Annotated in this window: 13 protein-coding genes; 7 read left to right on the forward strand and 6 right to left on the reverse strand. The window is 71.3% G+C overall.

Annotation, left to right across the window (positions count from 1 at the left end; all coding sequences use genetic code 11):
• Positions 1-4: 4 nt before the first annotated feature.
• On the reverse strand, positions 5-1282 hold the full coding sequence (locus GE115_RS08230) for an ABC transporter substrate-binding protein (protein WP_246190625.1): 1278 nt from the start codon (positions 1280-1282) through the stop codon (positions 5-7).
• 106 nt (positions 1283-1388) lie between these two features.
• Complete coding sequence (locus GE115_RS08235) at positions 1389-2789, reverse strand: sulfatase family protein (RefSeq protein WP_153684267.1); 1401 nt, start codon at positions 2787-2789, stop codon at positions 1389-1391.
• Positions 2790-3022: 233 nt separating this feature from the next.
• Between GE115_RS08235 and GE115_RS08240 the strand changes: the two genes are divergently transcribed.
• From GE115_RS08240 to GE115_RS08260, 5 genes are all read left to right on the forward strand, one after another.
• Positions 3023-4276 carry an MFS transporter gene (locus GE115_RS08240; protein WP_312855020.1) on the forward strand — a complete coding sequence of 418 codons (1254 nt, stop codon included), beginning with the start codon at positions 3023-3025 and terminating at the stop codon, positions 4274-4276.
• A gap of 20 nt (positions 4277-4296) precedes the next feature.
• Positions 4297-4992, forward strand: a complete 696-nt coding sequence (gene nucS, locus GE115_RS08245) for an endonuclease NucS (RefSeq protein ID WP_312855021.1) — start codon at positions 4297-4299, stop codon at positions 4990-4992.
• Positions 4992-5801 carry a BglII/BstYI family type II restriction endonuclease gene (locus tag GE115_RS08250; protein WP_153684269.1) on the forward strand — a complete coding sequence of 270 codons (810 nt, stop codon included), beginning with the start codon at positions 4992-4994 and terminating at the stop codon, positions 5799-5801. Before nucS ends, GE115_RS08250 begins: the two co-directional genes overlap by 1 nt.
• Positions 5802-5830: 29 nt before the next feature.
• Complete coding sequence (locus tag GE115_RS08255; RefSeq protein ID WP_153684270.1) at positions 5831-6499, forward strand: MT-A70 family methyltransferase; 669 nt, start codon at positions 5831-5833, stop codon at positions 6497-6499.
• Between the two features lie 73 nt (positions 6500-6572).
• The gene (locus GE115_RS08260; protein ID WP_312855022.1) at positions 6573-7262 is read left to right on the forward strand and encodes an HAD hydrolase-like protein; all 690 of its coding nucleotides are present in this window, start codon (positions 6573-6575) and stop codon (positions 7260-7262) included.
• 69 nt (positions 7263-7331) lie between these two features.
• Here GE115_RS08260 and GE115_RS08265 read toward each other — a convergent pair whose 3' ends face one another.
• Positions 7332-7772, reverse strand: a complete 441-nt coding sequence (locus GE115_RS08265) for a hypothetical protein (RefSeq protein ID WP_153684271.1) — start codon at positions 7770-7772, stop codon at positions 7332-7334.
• A 282-nt stretch (positions 7773-8054) separates the two neighbouring features.
• Here GE115_RS08265 and GE115_RS08270 point away from each other — a divergent pair, with 282 nt between their 5' ends.
• Positions 8055-10922, forward strand: a complete 2868-nt coding sequence (locus GE115_RS08270) for an immune inhibitor A domain-containing protein (RefSeq protein WP_312855023.1) — start codon at positions 8055-8057, stop codon at positions 10920-10922.
• Positions 10923-11050: 128 nt separating this feature from the next.
• The gene (pepT, locus tag GE115_RS08275; protein ID WP_153684273.1) at positions 11051-12355 is read left to right on the forward strand and encodes a peptidase T; all 1305 of its coding nucleotides are present in this window, start codon (positions 11051-11053) and stop codon (positions 12353-12355) included.
• A 164-nt stretch (positions 12356-12519) separates the two neighbouring features.
• Here the strand turns inward: pepT and GE115_RS08280 are convergent, their stop codons facing one another.
• From GE115_RS08280 to GE115_RS08290, 3 genes are all read right to left on the reverse strand, one after another.
• Entirely contained in the window at positions 12520-13188 is a 669-nt protein-coding gene (locus GE115_RS08280) for a TetR/AcrR family transcriptional regulator (RefSeq protein WP_153684274.1), read from the reverse strand.
• 359 nt (positions 13189-13547) lie between these two features.
• On the reverse strand, positions 13548-14042 hold the full coding sequence (locus GE115_RS08285; protein ID WP_153684275.1) for a glutathione peroxidase: 495 nt from the start codon (positions 14040-14042) through the stop codon (positions 13548-13550).
• A 4-nt stretch (positions 14043-14046) separates the two neighbouring features.
• Complete coding sequence (locus tag GE115_RS08290; protein WP_153684276.1) at positions 14047-17118, reverse strand: helix-turn-helix transcriptional regulator; 3072 nt, start codon at positions 17116-17118, stop codon at positions 14047-14049.
• Between the last annotated feature and the right edge of the window lie 53 nt (positions 17119-17171).

Here is a 17171-nt window from a genome sequence, read left to right on the forward strand (position 1 = left end):
GAACTCACTCCGATTCGGCGTCCAGCGCCGCCTGCATCTGCTCGGCGAGCTGCGCGAGTCCGTCTTCGGGCGTGAGGCTGCCGGCCCACACCTGCGAGAGGATCTCGCCCTCGATCGAGTTCCACGCCGCGGTGTTCTTCGAGACCGGGTACGGCACGGCGGTGTCGAGGGCGTCGATGTACGCCTGGAGGTTGTACTGCGGCAGGGACTCGACCCAGGTGGACTGCGTGCCGTCGAACGCGGGGATCACGGTGCCGGTCGCGGCCATGATCTCGGCCGCCGCCTGCGAGCTCGCGAACTCTGCGAACTCCTTCGCGACGTCGAGGTGCGCACTCTTCGCATTGGCGACGTTCGCGAGGCCGTGGATGACGCTCTGGTTGCCCTCGGCACCAGCGGCGAGGGGCGCGACGTCGACCTTGCCGGCGATGTCGGGGTTGTCGGCATAGGCGCCCGCGGCCCACGAGCCGTTCTGGAACATCGCGACCTTGCCCGAGATGAAGAGGTCCTCGGGGTTCGTGTCGGTCATCTGCTGGGCGGTCGGCGACGACCCGGCGGCGATGAGATCGGTCCACAGCTCGATGCCCGCGAGCGCCTCGGGGGTGTCGTAGCCGGTCGTCGTGCCGTCGGCCGAGACGACCTCGCCGCCCGCCTGGGCGATGGAGTTGTAGTAGTTCTCCTGGCCGTACTGGCTCGCGGCGATGCCGAACTGTCCCGTCGCCGGGTTCGTGAGCGCGGCCGCGGTCGACTCCAGGTCGTCCCAGGTCCAGCCGGCCTCGGGATAGGCCACGCCCGCGGCGTCGAAGAGCTCCTTGTTGTACCAGAGCGCGACCGTGTCGAAGTCCTTCGGTGCGCCGTAGAGCTCGCCGTCGTAGGTGTAGAGATCGATGAGCGCCTCGGGGTAGTCGGCGGGGTCGATGCCGTCGCCGTCGAGCGGCGCGAGCACGCCGTTCGAGGCGTAGAGCTGGAAGTTGGGGCCGTTCATCCAGAAGACGTCGGGCGCGGAGCCGCCCGACACCGACGTCTGCAGCTTGGTGAAGTACTCCTTGTAGGGCGTGGTCTGCAGCTTGACGGTGACGTTGGGGTGCTCCTCGGTGAACGCCGCGGCGATCTCCTTCATCGCCTCCTCCTGCTTCTGGTCCCACATGCCGTACGTGATGGTGACGTCGCCGCCCTCACCGGAGTCGTCGCCGCCTGCGGCGGCGCAACCGCTGAAGCCCAGGACGGCGGCGAGCATGGCGGCCGCGCCGGTGGTGATCCGCTTCGTGGTGCTCTTCATCTTCATTGACTGGTACTCCTCGATTCAGTGACGGTTCGGTGATCGTTTGAGACACGTTAATCGTTTAACGCGTCAATGTAGTGAACAGACCTCGCGATGACAAGAGCAGCGATCAGATCGTGATCGAAGCGGCGGCATCCATCTGCGCACGCCACTCGTGCCGCGCCGCCAGGAGTTCCGCGACGACGTCCGGGCGGGCGGCCGAGAGGTCCTGCGTCTCCGTCGGATCCGACGCGAGGTCGGTCAGGCGGAGGCCCGCACCGGGATCGGTGTGCTCGACGCGGCGGATCTCCCTGGCGTGCGGCGCGCCCTCGTCGACGTGCGCGAGCTTCCAGGGGCCTCGGCGGACCGCCCACTGCCAGCCGGTGTCCCAGTGCAGCTCATCCCGGACCGCGGGGGCCTCACCCGCGAGGAATCCCGTCAGGTCGCGTCCGTCGATGTCGGCGGGCGCCGCGCCGGTCGCCGCCGCGACCGCCGTCGCGAGGAGGTCCATCGTGCTGACGAGGCCCTGCCGAGTCAGGCCGGCCGGCAGCCGCGAGGGCCAGCGCACGATGAAGGGCACGCGGATGCCGCCCTCGTACAGCGTGTACTTCGACCCGCGCAGCGGGTCGTTGACGCCGTAGTTGCACGAGGAGCCGCCGTTGTCCGTGGTGTACACCACGATCGTGTCGCGACCGTCGCCCCTCGCGTCGACCGCGTCGAGGATGCGGCCGACCTGCGCGTCCATCAGCTCCAACTGGGCGAGGTAGTAGGCGCGGCCGTCGGGCAGGTTCGGGCTGATCGCGCCGTCGTACCAATCGAGGTAGTCCGCAGCGCCGGGATACCAGTCGTCGAACGCCGGGAGGCCTCGACGCGCGAGCTCATCGGGCGGCAGCTGCCAGCAGAAGTTGTGCACCGCGTTGAACGCGACCATCGCGAGGAACGGACGCTCGTCGTCGGTCGCCATGAAGTCGAGCGCGCGATCGGCGATGAGCTCGGTGAGAAACCCCTCGGCGTCGACCTCCTCGCGGCCGGAGTACATCGGCTGGACCGCCATCGCCCGAGCCGCATCGCCGTACTGCTCGACCGCTTCGCTCGAGTGCCGGAGGTAGTTCAGCCGCCCCATCGACTGCCCGGCGAGCCCGTAGAACGAGTCCTGGAACCCGTGCTCGGGCGGCGTGCCGCGGTCGCCCGCGCGCTCGCGCCCGTAGTGCACCTTGCCGTAGTAGCCCGTGCGGTAGCCCGCCTCGGCGAGGCGTTCGGCGACGGTCGGATGCTCCGGGCCGGCGATCGAGCAGTCGTCGAACCAGTGGGCCCCCCATCGCTGCTGGTACGCCCCCGAGATGAGGCCCGCTCGCGAGGGGGAGCAGACCGGAGCTGTGACGTACGCCTCGGCGCAGCTGACGCCTTCTGCGGCGAGCCGGTCGAGCGATGGCGTGACGACGTCGTCGCGCACGCCGAGCGCGGAACGGTCGGCGTAGCCGTGGTCGTCGGACACGATCAGGACGATGTTGGGCGCTCGGTCGATCGCCAAGGTGCCTCCGATGTTAAACGATTAACGCACGGTACCCGGCGACCTCGACCTCCACAAGGCCCTGGGTTCAGGCGGCATCGCGGCCGCAGACCATCGGCTTGCCGTGCACGCCATCGCCGGATACCATTCGAATCGATTCGAGTCGAATCGATTCGAGCGGTCACCCCGATCCCACACCTCAGCGAGGAGCAGGCCGAATGGCGCACGAGGCATCCGTCGATAGCGTTGACGCCGTGAGCGACCGACCAGCGCAGCGCAGCGATCGGCACTCGCGCGCGCCCCACGGGTCGCGCGCCTGGCGCAACGCGGTCTTCGCGGTGTTCTTCCTCAGCGGGCTGAGCATGGCGACCTGGGTCGCGCGCATCCCCGCGATCCGCGACTTCACCGGGCTGTCGACGCAGGGCGTGGGCCTCGTCATCCTCGGCATGTCGATCGGCTCGATCCTCGGGCTCGTCGTGGCGCCGCTCCTGCTCGCCCGCTGGGGCACGCGCGTCGGCGAGATGCTCACCCTCGGCATCGTCTCGGTCGGCCTGCTGCTCATCGGCCTCGGCGGATCGGTCACCCCGTCGGTCGCGCTCGTCGTCACGGGCCTCGCGCTCTTCGGCTTCGGCAACGGCGCGGTCGACGTCATCATGAACGTCGACGGAGCGATGGCCGAGAAGGAGATCGGCAAGACGCTGATGCCGCTCATGCACGCGTTCTTCAGCTTCGGCACCGTCGCCGGCGCCGGGCTCGCGGTCGTCGCGTCGGCGATCGACCTCGCGGTCATCTGGCACTTCGGCGCCGTGGCCGTGCTCATCGCGATCGCGATCGTGGTCGCGGTGCGCTTCGTCCCCCGCGACTCGTCGTCGTCCGACGCGAAGCAGGCGGATGCCTCGGCCCCGCGCCGCCCGTGGCGCGAGCGCCTGCGAGAGAGCCTGTCGGTCTGGGCCGATTCGGGCCTGCTGCTGATCGGCGCGATCATGCTCAGCATGTCGTTCGCCGAGGGCAGCGCGAACGACTGGATCGCCCTCGCCGCCGTCGACGGCCACGGCTACGACCAGACCACGGGCGCCCTCGTGTTCACGGTGTTCACCATCTCGATGACGGTCGCGCGCGTGCTCGGCGGCCCGGTGCTCGACCGATTCGGCCGCGTCGCCGTGCTGCGCGTGCTGTCGGCGACCGGCGTGGTCGGGCTCGGCCTGTTCATCTTCGGCACCGAGCCGTGGATGATCGTCGTCGGCACCGCGCTCTGGGCGGTCGGCTGCTCCCTCGGATTCCCGGTCGGCATGTCGGCCGCGGCCGACGACCCGCACAAGTCCGCGGCCCGGGTCTCGGCCGTCGCCATCATCGGGTACTGCGCGTTCCTCGCCGGCCCGCCGCTGCTCGGCTTCCTCGGCGAGCACTTCGGCCTGCTGAACGCCCTGCTCGTGCTCATGGGCCTGATGGTCGTCGCGGGCCTGCTCGCGCCGGCCGCACGCGAGAAGTCCCGCCGCCCCGCGGCGTGAGCCGCGCCTAGACTCGAACGGTGCGCCTCGTCATCGCCCGCTGCTCCGTCGACTACGCCGGCCGTCTCTCCGCGCACCTGCCGCTCGCCACGCGCCTGCTCATGGTCAAGGGCGATGGGAGCCTGCTCGTGCACTCCGACGGCGGCAGCTACAAGCCCCTGAACTGGATGAGCCCGCCCTGCGTGCTCGAGGTCGTCGAGCCCGACGACGAGCAGCAGGCGGCCGGCATCGCCGAGATCTGGACCGTCACGCACAAGAAGACCGCCGACCGGCTCATCGTGTCGATCCACGAGATCCTGCACGACACCAACCACGATCTCGGCGTCGACCCCGGGCTCGTGAAGGACGGCGTCGAGGCGCACCTGCAGCAGCTGCTCGCCGAGCAGATCGAACTGCTCGGCGACGGGCACCGGCTCGTGCGGCGCGAGTACATGACCGCGATCGGTCCGGTCGACATCCTCGCGACGGATGCCTCGGGCGCGAGCGTCGCCGTCGAGCTCAAGCGACGCGGCGACATCGACGGCGTCGAGCAGCTGACCCGCTACCTCGAGCTGATGAACCGCGACCCGCGGCTGGCGCCGGTCACCGGAGTGTTCGCGGCGCAGGAGATCAAGCCGCAGGCTCGCGTGCTCGCCGAAGACCGGGGCATCCGCTGCGTCGTGCTCGACTACGACGCGATGCGCGGCGTCGACAGCGGCGTGCCGACGCTGTTCTGATGTTCGTCACCACCTCCTACGGCGACGACGACGTCGTGCCCGCGGGCATCCGCGATCGGTACGAATGGATCGAGACGGGCAGCGCCGCCGCGATCCTGAAGGCGCTCGCTCCGCACGAGTGGGCCGACCTGCTGAGCGTGCTCGACGGCTTCGCGCTGGCGCCGAACCGGTGGCTCGTCGCCGGCGGCAACAAGGGCGACATCGCCGCCGACCTCGACGCGCGCTTCCGGCGCCTCGGCTGGCTCGAGACGCGCATCGACGTCGCCGTGCAGGGCTACCTGTTCACCGACTTCGCGAAGAAGGGCACCGACCGCGTCGCGCGGTCGCGCGCCGAGGGCGAGTCGCTGTACCTCGAGGGCTACCGCGTCGACAACCACAAGGGCCGCATGATCGTCGACATCGAGTGGAACGCGAAGGACGGCAACCTCGACCGCGACATGGCGGCGTACCGCTCGTGGTACGAGTTCGGGCTGATCGACGGCGCCGTGATCATCACGAAGGACCGCAAGCCCCTGCTCGACCTCGCCCGCGAGGTCTGGACCCGCCACCAGGCGACGGTGCCGGTCGCCGAGCGCTCCGCCAAGCTTCCCGTCGACCTCACCTCGACGACGACCACGTCGTTCGACAAGGCGACCGAGCGCATCCGACGCGGTGGGGCGGGCACCTGCCCACTGCTCGTGATCGGCGTCGGCCGCGAGGCGTGGGACGGCTCGGACTTCACACTCGCGCCCGAGACCGACCCGGCCGGCGACACCCCATTGGCCGGTTTCGACGACGAGCTCGCGACCGGCGACGGGTCGGCCGGGTGACGTCGGCGGCCTCGCCTACACTCGGATCGATGACCTCCCCACTCCGCGCCGACGTCGAGCCCACGCCGTTCACCCCGCTGCCGTGGGTCGACGGGGGGTTCAAGACGGTGCTCGCAGATCCGCCGTGGCGGTTCGCGAACCGCACGGGCAAGGTCGCCCCCGAGCACCGCCGCCTCGACCGGTACGACACGATGAGCCTCGACGAGATCAAGGCGCTGCCGCTCGACGAGCACACCGCGACCGACTCGCACCTCTACCTGTGGGTGCCCAACGCGCTGCTGCCCGAGGGCATCGAGGTCATGCAGGCGTGGGGCTACCGGTACGTCTCGAACGTCGTGTGGGCCAAGCGCCGCAAAGACGGCGGTCCCGACGGCCGCGGGGTCGGCTTCTACTTCCGCAACGTCACCGAGCTGATCCTGTTCGGCGTCAAGGGCCGCATGCGCACGCTGCCGCACGCCCGCAGCCAGGTCAACATGATCGAGACGCGCAAGCGCGAGCACTCGCGCAAGCCCGACGAGCAGTACGCCTTCATCGAGTCGTGCTCGCCCGGACCGTACCTCGAGTTGTTCGCTCGGCACGCGCAGCCCGGGTGGCAGGTGTGGGGGAACGAGTCCGACGTCGAAGAGGTGCGCGGCAAGGTGCACCGGGGCTACGAGGGCGGTCCGATCGAGGCTCCGGCCGCCGTCGAGTACGCCTAGCCGCGAGGCGATCCGCGCCGACGCCCTCCGATTCCCGAGCATCATTCAGGAATTGGGGGCCTAGGATGTCACGGTGACTTCGACCCTCTCCACCCAGCCGGCCCCCGCGCCCACGCGCACCTGGTCGGCCGTGCTCTTCGACCTCGACGGCACCATCGTCGACTCCGAGACCGAGATCACGAACTCCCTCGCCCACACGTTCAGCTCCATGGGCCTGCCGGTGCCCGACGACGAGGCGCTGCGCGCGTTCGTCGGCCCGCCGCTGCTCGACAGCCTCCGCATGACGGCCGGCTTCACCGACGCCGACGCCTGGGAGGCGCTGAACGTCTACCGCGACCACTACGCCGACCACCTGCTCGCCTCCCCGGTCTTCCCGGGCGTCGCTGGGGTGCTCGAGCGGCTGCACGCCGCCGGCGTGCCCGTCGCGCTCGCGACCTCGAAGCCCGAGTCGATGGCCCGACGCGTGCTCGATCACGCCGGGCTCGCGTCGTACTTCACGGTGATCGCGGGTGCGAGCGACGACGAGGAGCGCAGCACCAAGGCCGACGTCGTCGCCCACGCGCTCGGCGGCCTGCAGGCGCTCGGCATCGACACGAGCCACGCCGTCATGGTCGGCGACCGCGGTTACGACACGCTCGGCGCCGCGGCCAACGGCGTGCCGACCATCCTCGTCGAGTGGGGCTACGGCTCCCCCGCCGAGGCATCCGACGCCCTCGCGGTCGTGCACTCGGCCGACCAGCTGCGCACCCTGCTGCTCGGTTGATCGCAGCGCGCCCGCCGGCCGGCGGGCGCGCGAAGCCGGCCGGCGGTGTCCGCCGAGGCATCCGCCCGTCTACGACGCCTCGGTGACCTCGACGGTGAACTCGACGACGTCGCCGGTCTCGCCGTTCTCGAGCACGACCTCGGTCTCGCCCGGGGCGAGCGCCTCGATGCCCGGGTCGAACTGCGCGCTGCCGTCGTCGCGGCCGGGGATGAACGTCGCGATCGACTCGTCGGCGATGTCCGCCGTCCAGGCGGTGTACGTCTCGTCGTCACCCGTCAGGTCGATCACGTTGCCGGCGTCGACCTCGATCGTCGTGCCGTCGACCTCGGCGAGGTCGACGACGACGGGCGCAACCATGGATGCCCCCGGCTCCGCCGACGACGGATCGTCGGTCGCCGCAGATGAGCAAGCGGCGAGCATCGCCAGCGCCGCCAGAGCCATGGATGCCGCGACCGCGCGCCGAACGGATGCCACCCGAGCGGCCGCCACACGCTGCGAATCGTCGACCATGTCGCCCCCTCCGACCGGATGCCCCGCATCGACTCCACCGTAACGGCTTCGGCGCAGGAAATACGAGCAATCCGGGATTCACGCGCCGATTCTTTGTGAGCGACGCAGCGACTGCGCGGATTCTCAGCCGATCCAAAGGAACCTCTTCCCCCGAACGGGGCACGCGGGCAGGATGCCCACTACGTCCGTCCACTCGCCGGACGTCGTTCATGCCCACGGCAACCCCGTGCGGCACTTGGAGGGAGAAATATGTCACATCGGACCCCGCGCGCGCGGAGGCGCGTGCTGGCGTCGATCCCGTTGATCGCCCTCGCGGCCGGAGGCCTCACGGCCTTCAGCGCGAGCGCGGCGACGGCGGCGCCCGCACCGTACTCCGCGCCGGTCATCGCCGACGACGAGTACTACATGAACTACGTCGCCCCCCGCGCCGAAGCCGCCTTCGGCACCGACGAGGAGGCCCTGTTCGACATCCACGGCAACAAGCTCACGGGTGATGGCGCGCCCGACGTCGGCGCGGCGCTCGAGGCCGCAGAGGCGATCGACGAGAAGTTCGCCCAGGGCAACCCGCAGGCCGCCGAAGGCCTGGCGATGCTCGAGAGCGAGTCGATCCGCAGCGGCAAGAGCCCGAAGGAACTCCGCAAGGAGCGCGGTCACGACCACGGCAAGGGCCACGGCAAGAAGCCGAAGAAGCCCAACTACAAGCAGGCCGACGAGACGCAGGAGGCCAAGCTCCTGACCATCCTGGTCGAGTTCGAGGAGAACGCGAACGACGACTTCAGCGACCTGTACGTGCCGACCGAGTGGGGCGCGACGACGTGCATGCCCGGCTCGGTGCAGAACGGTCCGCTGCACAACAACATCCCGAACCCGGCCGACTACGAGCTCGAGGACAACAACTCGATGTGGGTGCCCGACTTCTCGTCGGAGCACTACAACACGATGCTGTTCACCGAAGAGGGCATCACCGAGCGCGTTCGCACCGACCTCACGGGTCCCGACGGCAAGCCCGGGTTCGACATCTCCGGCTACACGATGAAGAACATGTACGAGGAGATGTCGCACGGCGCCTACACGGTGACCGGTGAGGCCACCCCGTGGATCAAGGTGCCGCACTCCGAGGCCTACTACGGCGCGACGGTCTGCCACCTCAACGACGAGGGCGTCTACGAGGCCGGCCCCATGCAGGACATGCAGGGCCACCCCGACAACCCGCTCGGCCCGGGCCAGCTGCCCATCGACGCGGTCGCGGCGCTCGCGGAGGCGCAGCCCGACTTCCCGTGGGCCGACTACGACATCGAGGACCAGGGCGACCGTGACGAGGACGGCAACGTGCTCGAGCCCGACGGCGTGATCGACCACGTCGTGCTCGTGCACGCCGGTGAGGACAAGTCGGGAGGCGGCGGCGCGGAGACCACGTACGCGCTCTGGGCGCACTCGTCGGCGGTCGCCGGCGGTGCCTCGATCCCCGGCACCGACCTCAAGCTGTCGAACTACATCGTGCAGCCCGAGGACTCGGGCGTCGGCGTGTTCGCGCACGAGTACGGCCACGACCTCGGCCTGCCCGACCTGTACGACACCTCCGGCGCGGGCGACTCCGACGTCGACTTCTGGGATCTCATGAGCTCGGGTTCGCACTCGGGCCCGATCTTCCAGTCGATGCCGACTCACATGGGCCTCTGGGACAAGTGGGTGCTCGGCTGGGCCGACCCGCTCGAAGTGAACCCGGGCGATGACGAGCTGACCGTGAAGGTGGGCCAGAACTCGCGGCCGCTCAAGGGCACCGAGGACGGCGTGAAGATCAACCTGCCCGACAAGGTCGTCACCCTGGCCGAGCCGCACAGCGGCGAGAACATGTGGTACACCGGCGCCGACCAGGACTGGGGCGACATCCGCCTCAGCCGCACGATCGACGTGCCGAACGCCGCCGACGCCAAGTTCTGGATGTGGAACGACTACGTCATCGAGGAGGACTGGGACTTCGGCTTCGTCGAGGTCTCGACCGACGGCGGCGCGACGTGGACCGAGCACAAGGTCTACGACGAGGCCGGCACGCTCGTCTCGACCGATGACGGCTACGCCGACCCCAACGGCAACATGGCCACGTTCGGCACGGCCGAGGGTGCTCCGAAGCAGTACGGGCTCACCGCGAGCTCGCACGGCTGGCGCCACGACTACATCGACGTGTCCGCGTACGCGGGTCAGACGGTCGACATCCGCCTGCGCCTCGCGACCGACGCGGCCTACCAGGACCGCGGCTGGTTCGTCGACGACCTCGCCGTGACCGGCGGCGGCACGACCGTCTGGAGCGACGACGTCGAGCAGGGCGACAACGGCTGGACGACCGAGGTCACCTCGTTCACCACGACGACCGGCCCCGGCTGGCGTCAGGACACCGGCACGTCGACCAACGCGCAGTACTACCTGGTCGAGTGGCGCAACTTCGACGGGTTCGACGAAGGCCTGAAGCACGCGTACAACAGCGTGTACCAGGAGGGTGCGTGGAAGGTCGAGAAGCTGGCGTACAACGCGCCGGGCATGCTCGTCTGGTACCGCGACACCACCTACGGCAACTCGAACCAGATCACCGCGAATGAGACGGCCCTGCCCAGCTACGGCGCGAAGGGCGGCCTGTTGATCGTCGACAGCCACTTCAACCCGCTGCAGCGCACGGGCGCGGCCGCCGACGTCGACCCGTCGACGCTCAACGTGATGCCGTCGCGGGCGCAGTCCTCGAACGCGGCGTTCGGCCTCACGAAGACGTACCCCTTCACGGAGTGCATCGTCGACGCGGCGCTCACCGAGTACTGCACCGAGATCGGCCAGCTCGACCCGGTGAGCACCTTCACCGACGACCAGGGCTGGGTCCCCGGCTTCGCGCTGAACGAGGCCACCGGCCAGCTGTTCTACCGCGACCGGGATGCCTCGACGGTCGTGCCGTCGGTCGGCAACGCCCAGTACACGACCCCGCTGTACGACCTGCAGGGCAACCGCCTGCCGGCGTACGACGGCGAGGACATCGGACTCGGGCCGTTCGGCTCGGGCAACCCGGCGGACTCGGGCGTGGGCTACGGCACCGTCGTCTCGGTCAAGAAGGCCATGAAGGGCAACACCTCGGCGCTGATCAGCATCGTCCCGCCCACGGCGGGCTGACGCTGACGACCTGAACCGGCGGAGGGCCGGAGCCTTCGGGCTCCGGCCCTCCGTCGTGCGCGGCGCGGCCACCGCGGTGGCATCCGCCCGCCGGGCGTCGCCGCCGCGGCCTGTGGCACGCTGGAACGATGACCGCCCCGCGTGCCCCCTTCACCTCCCCGCTCGCCGAAGCGCTCGCGCCCGAGCTGCTCGCGCGATTCGACCGCTACGTGCGCATCGACACGCAGTCCGACCGCGACAGCGGCACGCAGCCGAGCTCGGCGCGCCAGCTCGACCTCTCGCGCGTGCTGGTCGACGAGCTCGTCGCCCTGGGACTCGACGACGCCGAGCTCGACGAGCACGGGTACGTGTATGCGACCCTGCCGGCCACGATCGACCCCGCCGACGGGCCGGTGCCCGTGATCGGGCTGATCGCGCACGTCGACACGAGCCCCGATGCATCCGGTGCCGGGGTCGAGCCGATCGTGCATGAGGCCTACGCCGGTGGCGTCATCGAACTGCCGCGGGGCGGCACGACGCTCGACCCCGAGCTGATGCCGCAGCTGACCGACCGCATCGGGCACGACCTCGTCACGTCGTCGGGCGATACGCTGCTCGGCGCCGACGACAAGGCCGGCGTCGCCGCCATCCTCACCGCGGTCGCGCACCTGATCGCGCACCCCGAGCTGCCGAGGCCGACGCTGCGGCTCGCGTTCACGCCCGACGAGGAGATCGGCCGCGGCGCGCACCGGTTCGACGTCGACCGCTTCGGTGCCGCCTGCGCGTACACCGTCGACGGCTCGGAGATCGGCGAGCTGCAGGACGAGACCTTCGCCGGCGCGGAGGGCATCGTCACGATCGAGGGCCACGAGGTGCACCCCGGCTTCGCGACCGGCAAGCTCGTGAACGCCGCACGCCTGGCCGCCGAGATCGTCGCCGCGCTGCCGCGCGAGCTCACCCCCGAACGCACAGCCGAGCGCGAGGGATTCATCCACGTGTACGAGGTCTCGGGCGGCGCGGCCCGCGCGGTCGTGCGCACGATCCTGCGCGACTTCGACGACGAGCTGCTCGCCCGCCACGGCGAGGTCCTTCGCCAGACGGTCGCCGACGTCGTGGCCCGCGAGCCGCGCGCCCGCGCGACCGTCGACATCCGGCAGCAGTACCCGAACATGCGCACGTACGTCGAGGCGTTCCCGCAGGTCACCGCCGCGGCCGAGCAGGCGATCCGCGCGGAGGGGCTCGAGCCCGTGCGCACCGCCGTGCGCGGCGGCACCGACGGCTCGCAGCTGAGCGCGATGGGCCTGCCGACGCCGAACCTGTTCACGGGCGGCTACGAGTTCCACTCGGTGCGCGAGTGGGCATCGGTGCAGGAGATGGCGGCGGCCGCTGCGACGGTCGTGCGCCTCGCCGAGGTGTGGACGACCCCCGAGTTCCGCGGGGGCTCCGCGGGCTGAGCTTGCCGGAAGCGGATCTCACGCTCGTTCGGCCGGCCGCCCACGCCCGCCCGCCCACGCCCGCCCACGCCCGCCCACGCCCGCCCGCGAGCGGACGCCAACGGCGGGTCCGACCATCCGCTGAGCGTAGATGGCGTCCGTTCGCGGCGGCGGGAGGTCAAGGGTCAGGCGGTCGGCGCGGCGCGCGCAGCGCCCGCGGCGAGCCATCCGTCGACGGCGTGCTCGACCGCTCGACGGAACTCGGCGTCATCGCCCGTGCGCAGGCCGAGCGCGACGCCCGCATCGGTGATCGGGCGGGCGGGCGCGTCACTCCAGAGCGTGGCCGCCTCGCCGTCGACGGATGCCTCGGCCCACGCCGTCTCGATGGCGACGTGCCCGAGCACCTGGGCGAAGAGCGCGTGCGCGGCTCGTGCGGCGTCGTCGGTCGCCAGGCCCGCTTCGGCGAAGGCGGCGCCGAGCCGTTCGGCGAGCGTGAGCGCCCTGGATCCGTCGAGCGGGCCGCTCGTGACGAGCGCGATCGCTCCGGGGTGTTCGCGCAGGCGCGCGCGCAGCGCGACCGCGGACTCGATGAGGAGGGCCCGGGCGGCGGGGGCGGCGGGCGCGCCGTCGGCCGGTTCGGCGGATGCCTCGACGCCGGCCAGCAGCTGCTCGACCATCGCACCGAGCAGCGCGCGCTTGGAGTCGAAGTAGGTGTACATCGCCGTCGGCGTGAGGCCGAGCGCGGCCGCGACGCCCCGCACCGAGACGGCGGCGAACCCCTTCTGTTCGAGGATCTCGAACGCAGCGGCGATGATGTCGCTCTGCGCGATGCTGCGGCGCGGGCCGGGCTTCATGCGGTGGGGCTCCTCGGGGTCCTCCCCACCGTACCCGGCGGCGTCGGGCCGGAGTTTCGGGCGACGTTTCGGGTGGCACGAACGATCGGCGGCGGCGCAGTAGCGCGAATTCGCAGGACGAGCCGCGCCATACGTCCCGTGAGAGGGGTATGACGCGTCGTGTCCTGCACACTCGGGCGCGCTCCCAAGGTCGGGACCGCAGCGACCGACCGGTGCTGTGACGCACCGCCATCGCGATGCCGCGCCCACGGCGCCCGCAGCGTCCACAGGGTCTGCAGCACCGCGGCACCCGCGGCACCCGCGGCACCCGCGGCACCCGCGGGCCGGGCCCGGATCAGCCCGCCGACCGCGGCGCCGCGTCAGGCCGCGGCTTCGGCGAGCGCCCGCTCGATCGCGGCGATGACCGCGGGGTCGTCGGGCTCGACCTTCGGCCGGAACCGCGTGACGGTGCGGTCGGGCGCGATGAGGAACTTCTCGAAGTTCCAGATCACCTTGCCGGCCTTGCCGGAGGCATCCGGAGTCCGCTTGAGCTCGGTGTAGAGCGGATGCTCCTTCTTGCCGTTGACCCGTACCCGGTCGACGATCGGGAACGTGATGCCCCACGTGGTCGAGCAGTACTCCGAGATCGCCTCGTTGGTCGAGAGCTCTTGGAGGAACTGGTTGCTCGGGAAGCCGATCACCGTGAAGCCGCGGTCGCCGTACTGCTTCTGCAGCTCTTCGAGCTTCGCGTACTGCGGCGCGAGGCCGCACCGCGACGCGACGTTGACGACGAGCACGGCCTTGCCGGCGTAGTCGGCGAGCGAGGTGGTGCCGCCGCTCATGGTGGTGATGGGGATGTCGTCGATGACCGTCATACCGTCACCGTAACGCTCCCGCGCGCACGGCGGCCTCGGTGCGGGTGGATGCCCCGAGCTTTCGCAGGATCGCCGACACGTGCACGCTCGCGGTCTTGCCGCTGATGAAGAGGCGGTCGCCGATCTGGCGGTTGCTGAGCCCCTCGGCGATCAGGTCGAGCACCTGGCGTTCGCGGGCGGTCAGCTCGTCGAGGGCAGGGTCGGCGGATGCCTCAGCGCCGGCGTCGTCGCGCACCGCCGCGACACCACCGTCGCTGCGGTCGCCGGCCGCACCGACCGCGAGGCCGGCCGCACGGGCGACCCGTTCGGCGTGCAGGCGGACGAGGCCGACCCCGGTCGTCTCTGCGAGGTCGAACGCCGCTTGGAGACCGGCACGCGCGGCGAGGCGGTCGCCCGCCGCGAGCTCGGCCTCGCCGAGGCGGAACGCGGCGTACGGGGCGAGGAAGATCGGTGCGCGCGAGTCGTCGGCCTCGGCGCGCGCCGCGCGCCATAGGGCGACCCGCGAGGCCGATGCCTCGGCGGCGGCCGCCGCCGTACCCGATGCCGCCTGCCCTGCCGCCGCCCACACGTCGGCCAGCTCGGCGTCGAGGAACGCACGCCACAGGCGCGTCGTCGGCCAGTGCGCCACCGCCTCGAACGCCTCGAGCAGCCGCCGGGCGCGGTCGACGACGCCGTCGCCCTCGCCGTCGCCCTCGATCGGGTCGGGCGACGACCGCTGCGCCCGGGCGGTCGTCGACAGTACGCGGGCGGCGACCCACGCGAACGGCAGCGCATGCCCCGGTTCGAGCGGCGGCTCGTCGAACAGGGGTGCGCACTCGGCCCAGGCCCCGGCGAGGTCGCCCGCCTCGAGCGCGAGCTCGGCGGCGACCCGGCCGACGCTGAACCGCGCCTGCCGCTCGTACTCGGCGACGGGCGTCATGATCGGCCGCGCGACCCGGAATCCGGCGAGCGCCTCCTCGACCCGACCGCGCCAGAGCTGCGACCGGAGGCGGGCTCGCAGCAGATAGACCGTGAAGGGAGCCGCGGGGTCGAGCGCGAGCCCGCGTTCGATGAGCTCGTCGGCACGCTCCCACTGGCCGAGCGCGATCAACGGGTCGACGGCGTTCGAGGCGAGCAGCACGCCGGTGCTGCGCTCGAGGCCCTGCGCCCGCGCACGGGCGAGGCCCTCTTCGGCGAGTCGCACGGCGTGCTCGTGGGAACCCGCGAGGTAGTGCAGGTCGCTGGCATTGACCCAGTAGCGCAGCATCGCCGCACCGTCGCCCTCGGAGAGCTCGCGCGCCTGCTCGAGGCCGGCGATCGCCTCGTCGATCTCGCCGTCGACCGAGCGGCTGACCGACTCGATGTTCTTCGCGATCGACGCCGACCTGATCGCGTCGACGTCGGGCTGCACGGCGAGGTCGAACGCCCGGCGCGAGACCTCGATCGCGAGGCGTCGCTCGCCCGTGAGCATCAGCCGCCCCGCGAGCGAGACGAGCACCGCCGCGCGCAACTCGCGCGCGACCGGGTCGTCGCGGCCGTCGAGGCGTTCGAGCGCCTGCTCGAGCAGCTCGACGGACCCGTGCCTCGCGAGACTCGACAGCGTCAGCGCCTGGTCGCGCAGCAGCCTCGGCACCTGTAGGTCGCCGTCGGGGCACTCGACCAGCGCCGCCTTGAGGAGGGCGAGCGCTCGTTCGGCCTCTCCCGCGTTGCGCAGGTACCAGGAGGTGCGGCCCATGAGCTCGATCTTGTCCATGCCGGCGGCCCGCTCGGGCTCGTGCACGACCTCCCACAGCCCGAGCGCCCGCTCACCCAGCTGGGCCGCGGTGGCATAGGCCGCCGACGCGCGCGCCTCGCGCATGGCCTGGATCGTCGCGGGGAACGCTCGCTCGGCGTCGTGCGCGCCGAGCCAGTGGAACGAGATCTCGGCCGCGAGCCGGCGGGTGCCGGTCGCGGAGAGGGCTTCGTACGCTTCGGCGTACCTCGCGTGGAAGCGGCCGCGCTCGCCCGGCAGGAGGTCGGCGAGGATCGCCTCGCGCACGAGTGCGTGCCGGAACGCGTAGTCGTCGCCGTCGACGGTGAGCACGCCGGCGATCACGGCCTCGCGCGCGGCGGCGTCGAGTTCGTCGGACGAACCGGGATACACGGCCTCGAGCAGGCCGTGCGAGATGCGCACCCCACCGGTCGAGATGACGCGGAGCAGGTGCTGCGCCCCCTCGGAGAGCCGCTCGTATCTGGCGAGGAGGAGGTCGCGCAACGTGTCGGGCATGCCGGCCTCGCGGCATCCGTCGATGCCGATGAGCTCTTCGATGAAGAACGGCACGCCCTCGCTGCGGCGGTAGATCGAGTCGACGATCTGGTCGGTCGGCACCTCGACCGCACGGTCGGCGGGCGCGCCGGCGACCAGCAGTCTCGCCAGCTTGCGCACCTGGGCGCGCGTCAGCCGCGACAATTCGCGCCGCTCGACCCACCGGTCGCGCTCGATCTCGCTCAGGAACCCGCGAACCGGATGCCCCCTGCCGATGTCCTCGGTGCGATAGGTGAGCAGGATCAGCACCCGGCTCGACGTGAGCGCGCGCATGAGGAACCGCAGCAGCGCGAGGGAGGCCACGTCGATCCAGTGCAGGTCTTCGATGGCGAACACGGTCGGGCGGTCGCGCGAGACGTTCTCGAGGAGCACGGCGATCGCCTCGTGCAACTGGCCGGCCGCCGCGGCGCCGCTCGGCTGGGGCGGGGTGCCGCCGGCCTCGGATGCCGCGAGCTCGGGTAGCAGCGCGACCACGGCCGCGCGGCCGGGGCCGACGGCCTCGAGCATCGACTCGGGCCCGATCTCGGCGACCAGCGAACGCAACGCGGCCTTGACGGGCGCGTATGGCGCGGCGACCTCGCCGAGGTCGACACTCTGCCCGGCGAGCACGCGCACGTCGGCACCGAGGCCGGCCGTGAACTCGCGCAGCAGGCGCGTCTTGCCGATGCCCGCCTCGCCGCCGAGCACGACCGTGCGAGGGGCGCCGTTGCGCGCCTCTTCGAGCAGACCCTCGAGCCAGGCGAGGTCGGCCTGTCGGCCCACCATCGCGGGGCTCGACATCGACGTCGTCACCCACTCATCGTGCCACGATCCACCGACATCCCGGCCCGCGCGAGCGGCCGCGG

It is taken from the genome of Agromyces agglutinans (genome assembly GCF_009647605.1).
Classification (GTDB): Bacteria; Actinomycetota; Actinomycetes; order Actinomycetales; family Microbacteriaceae; genus Agromyces; species Agromyces agglutinans.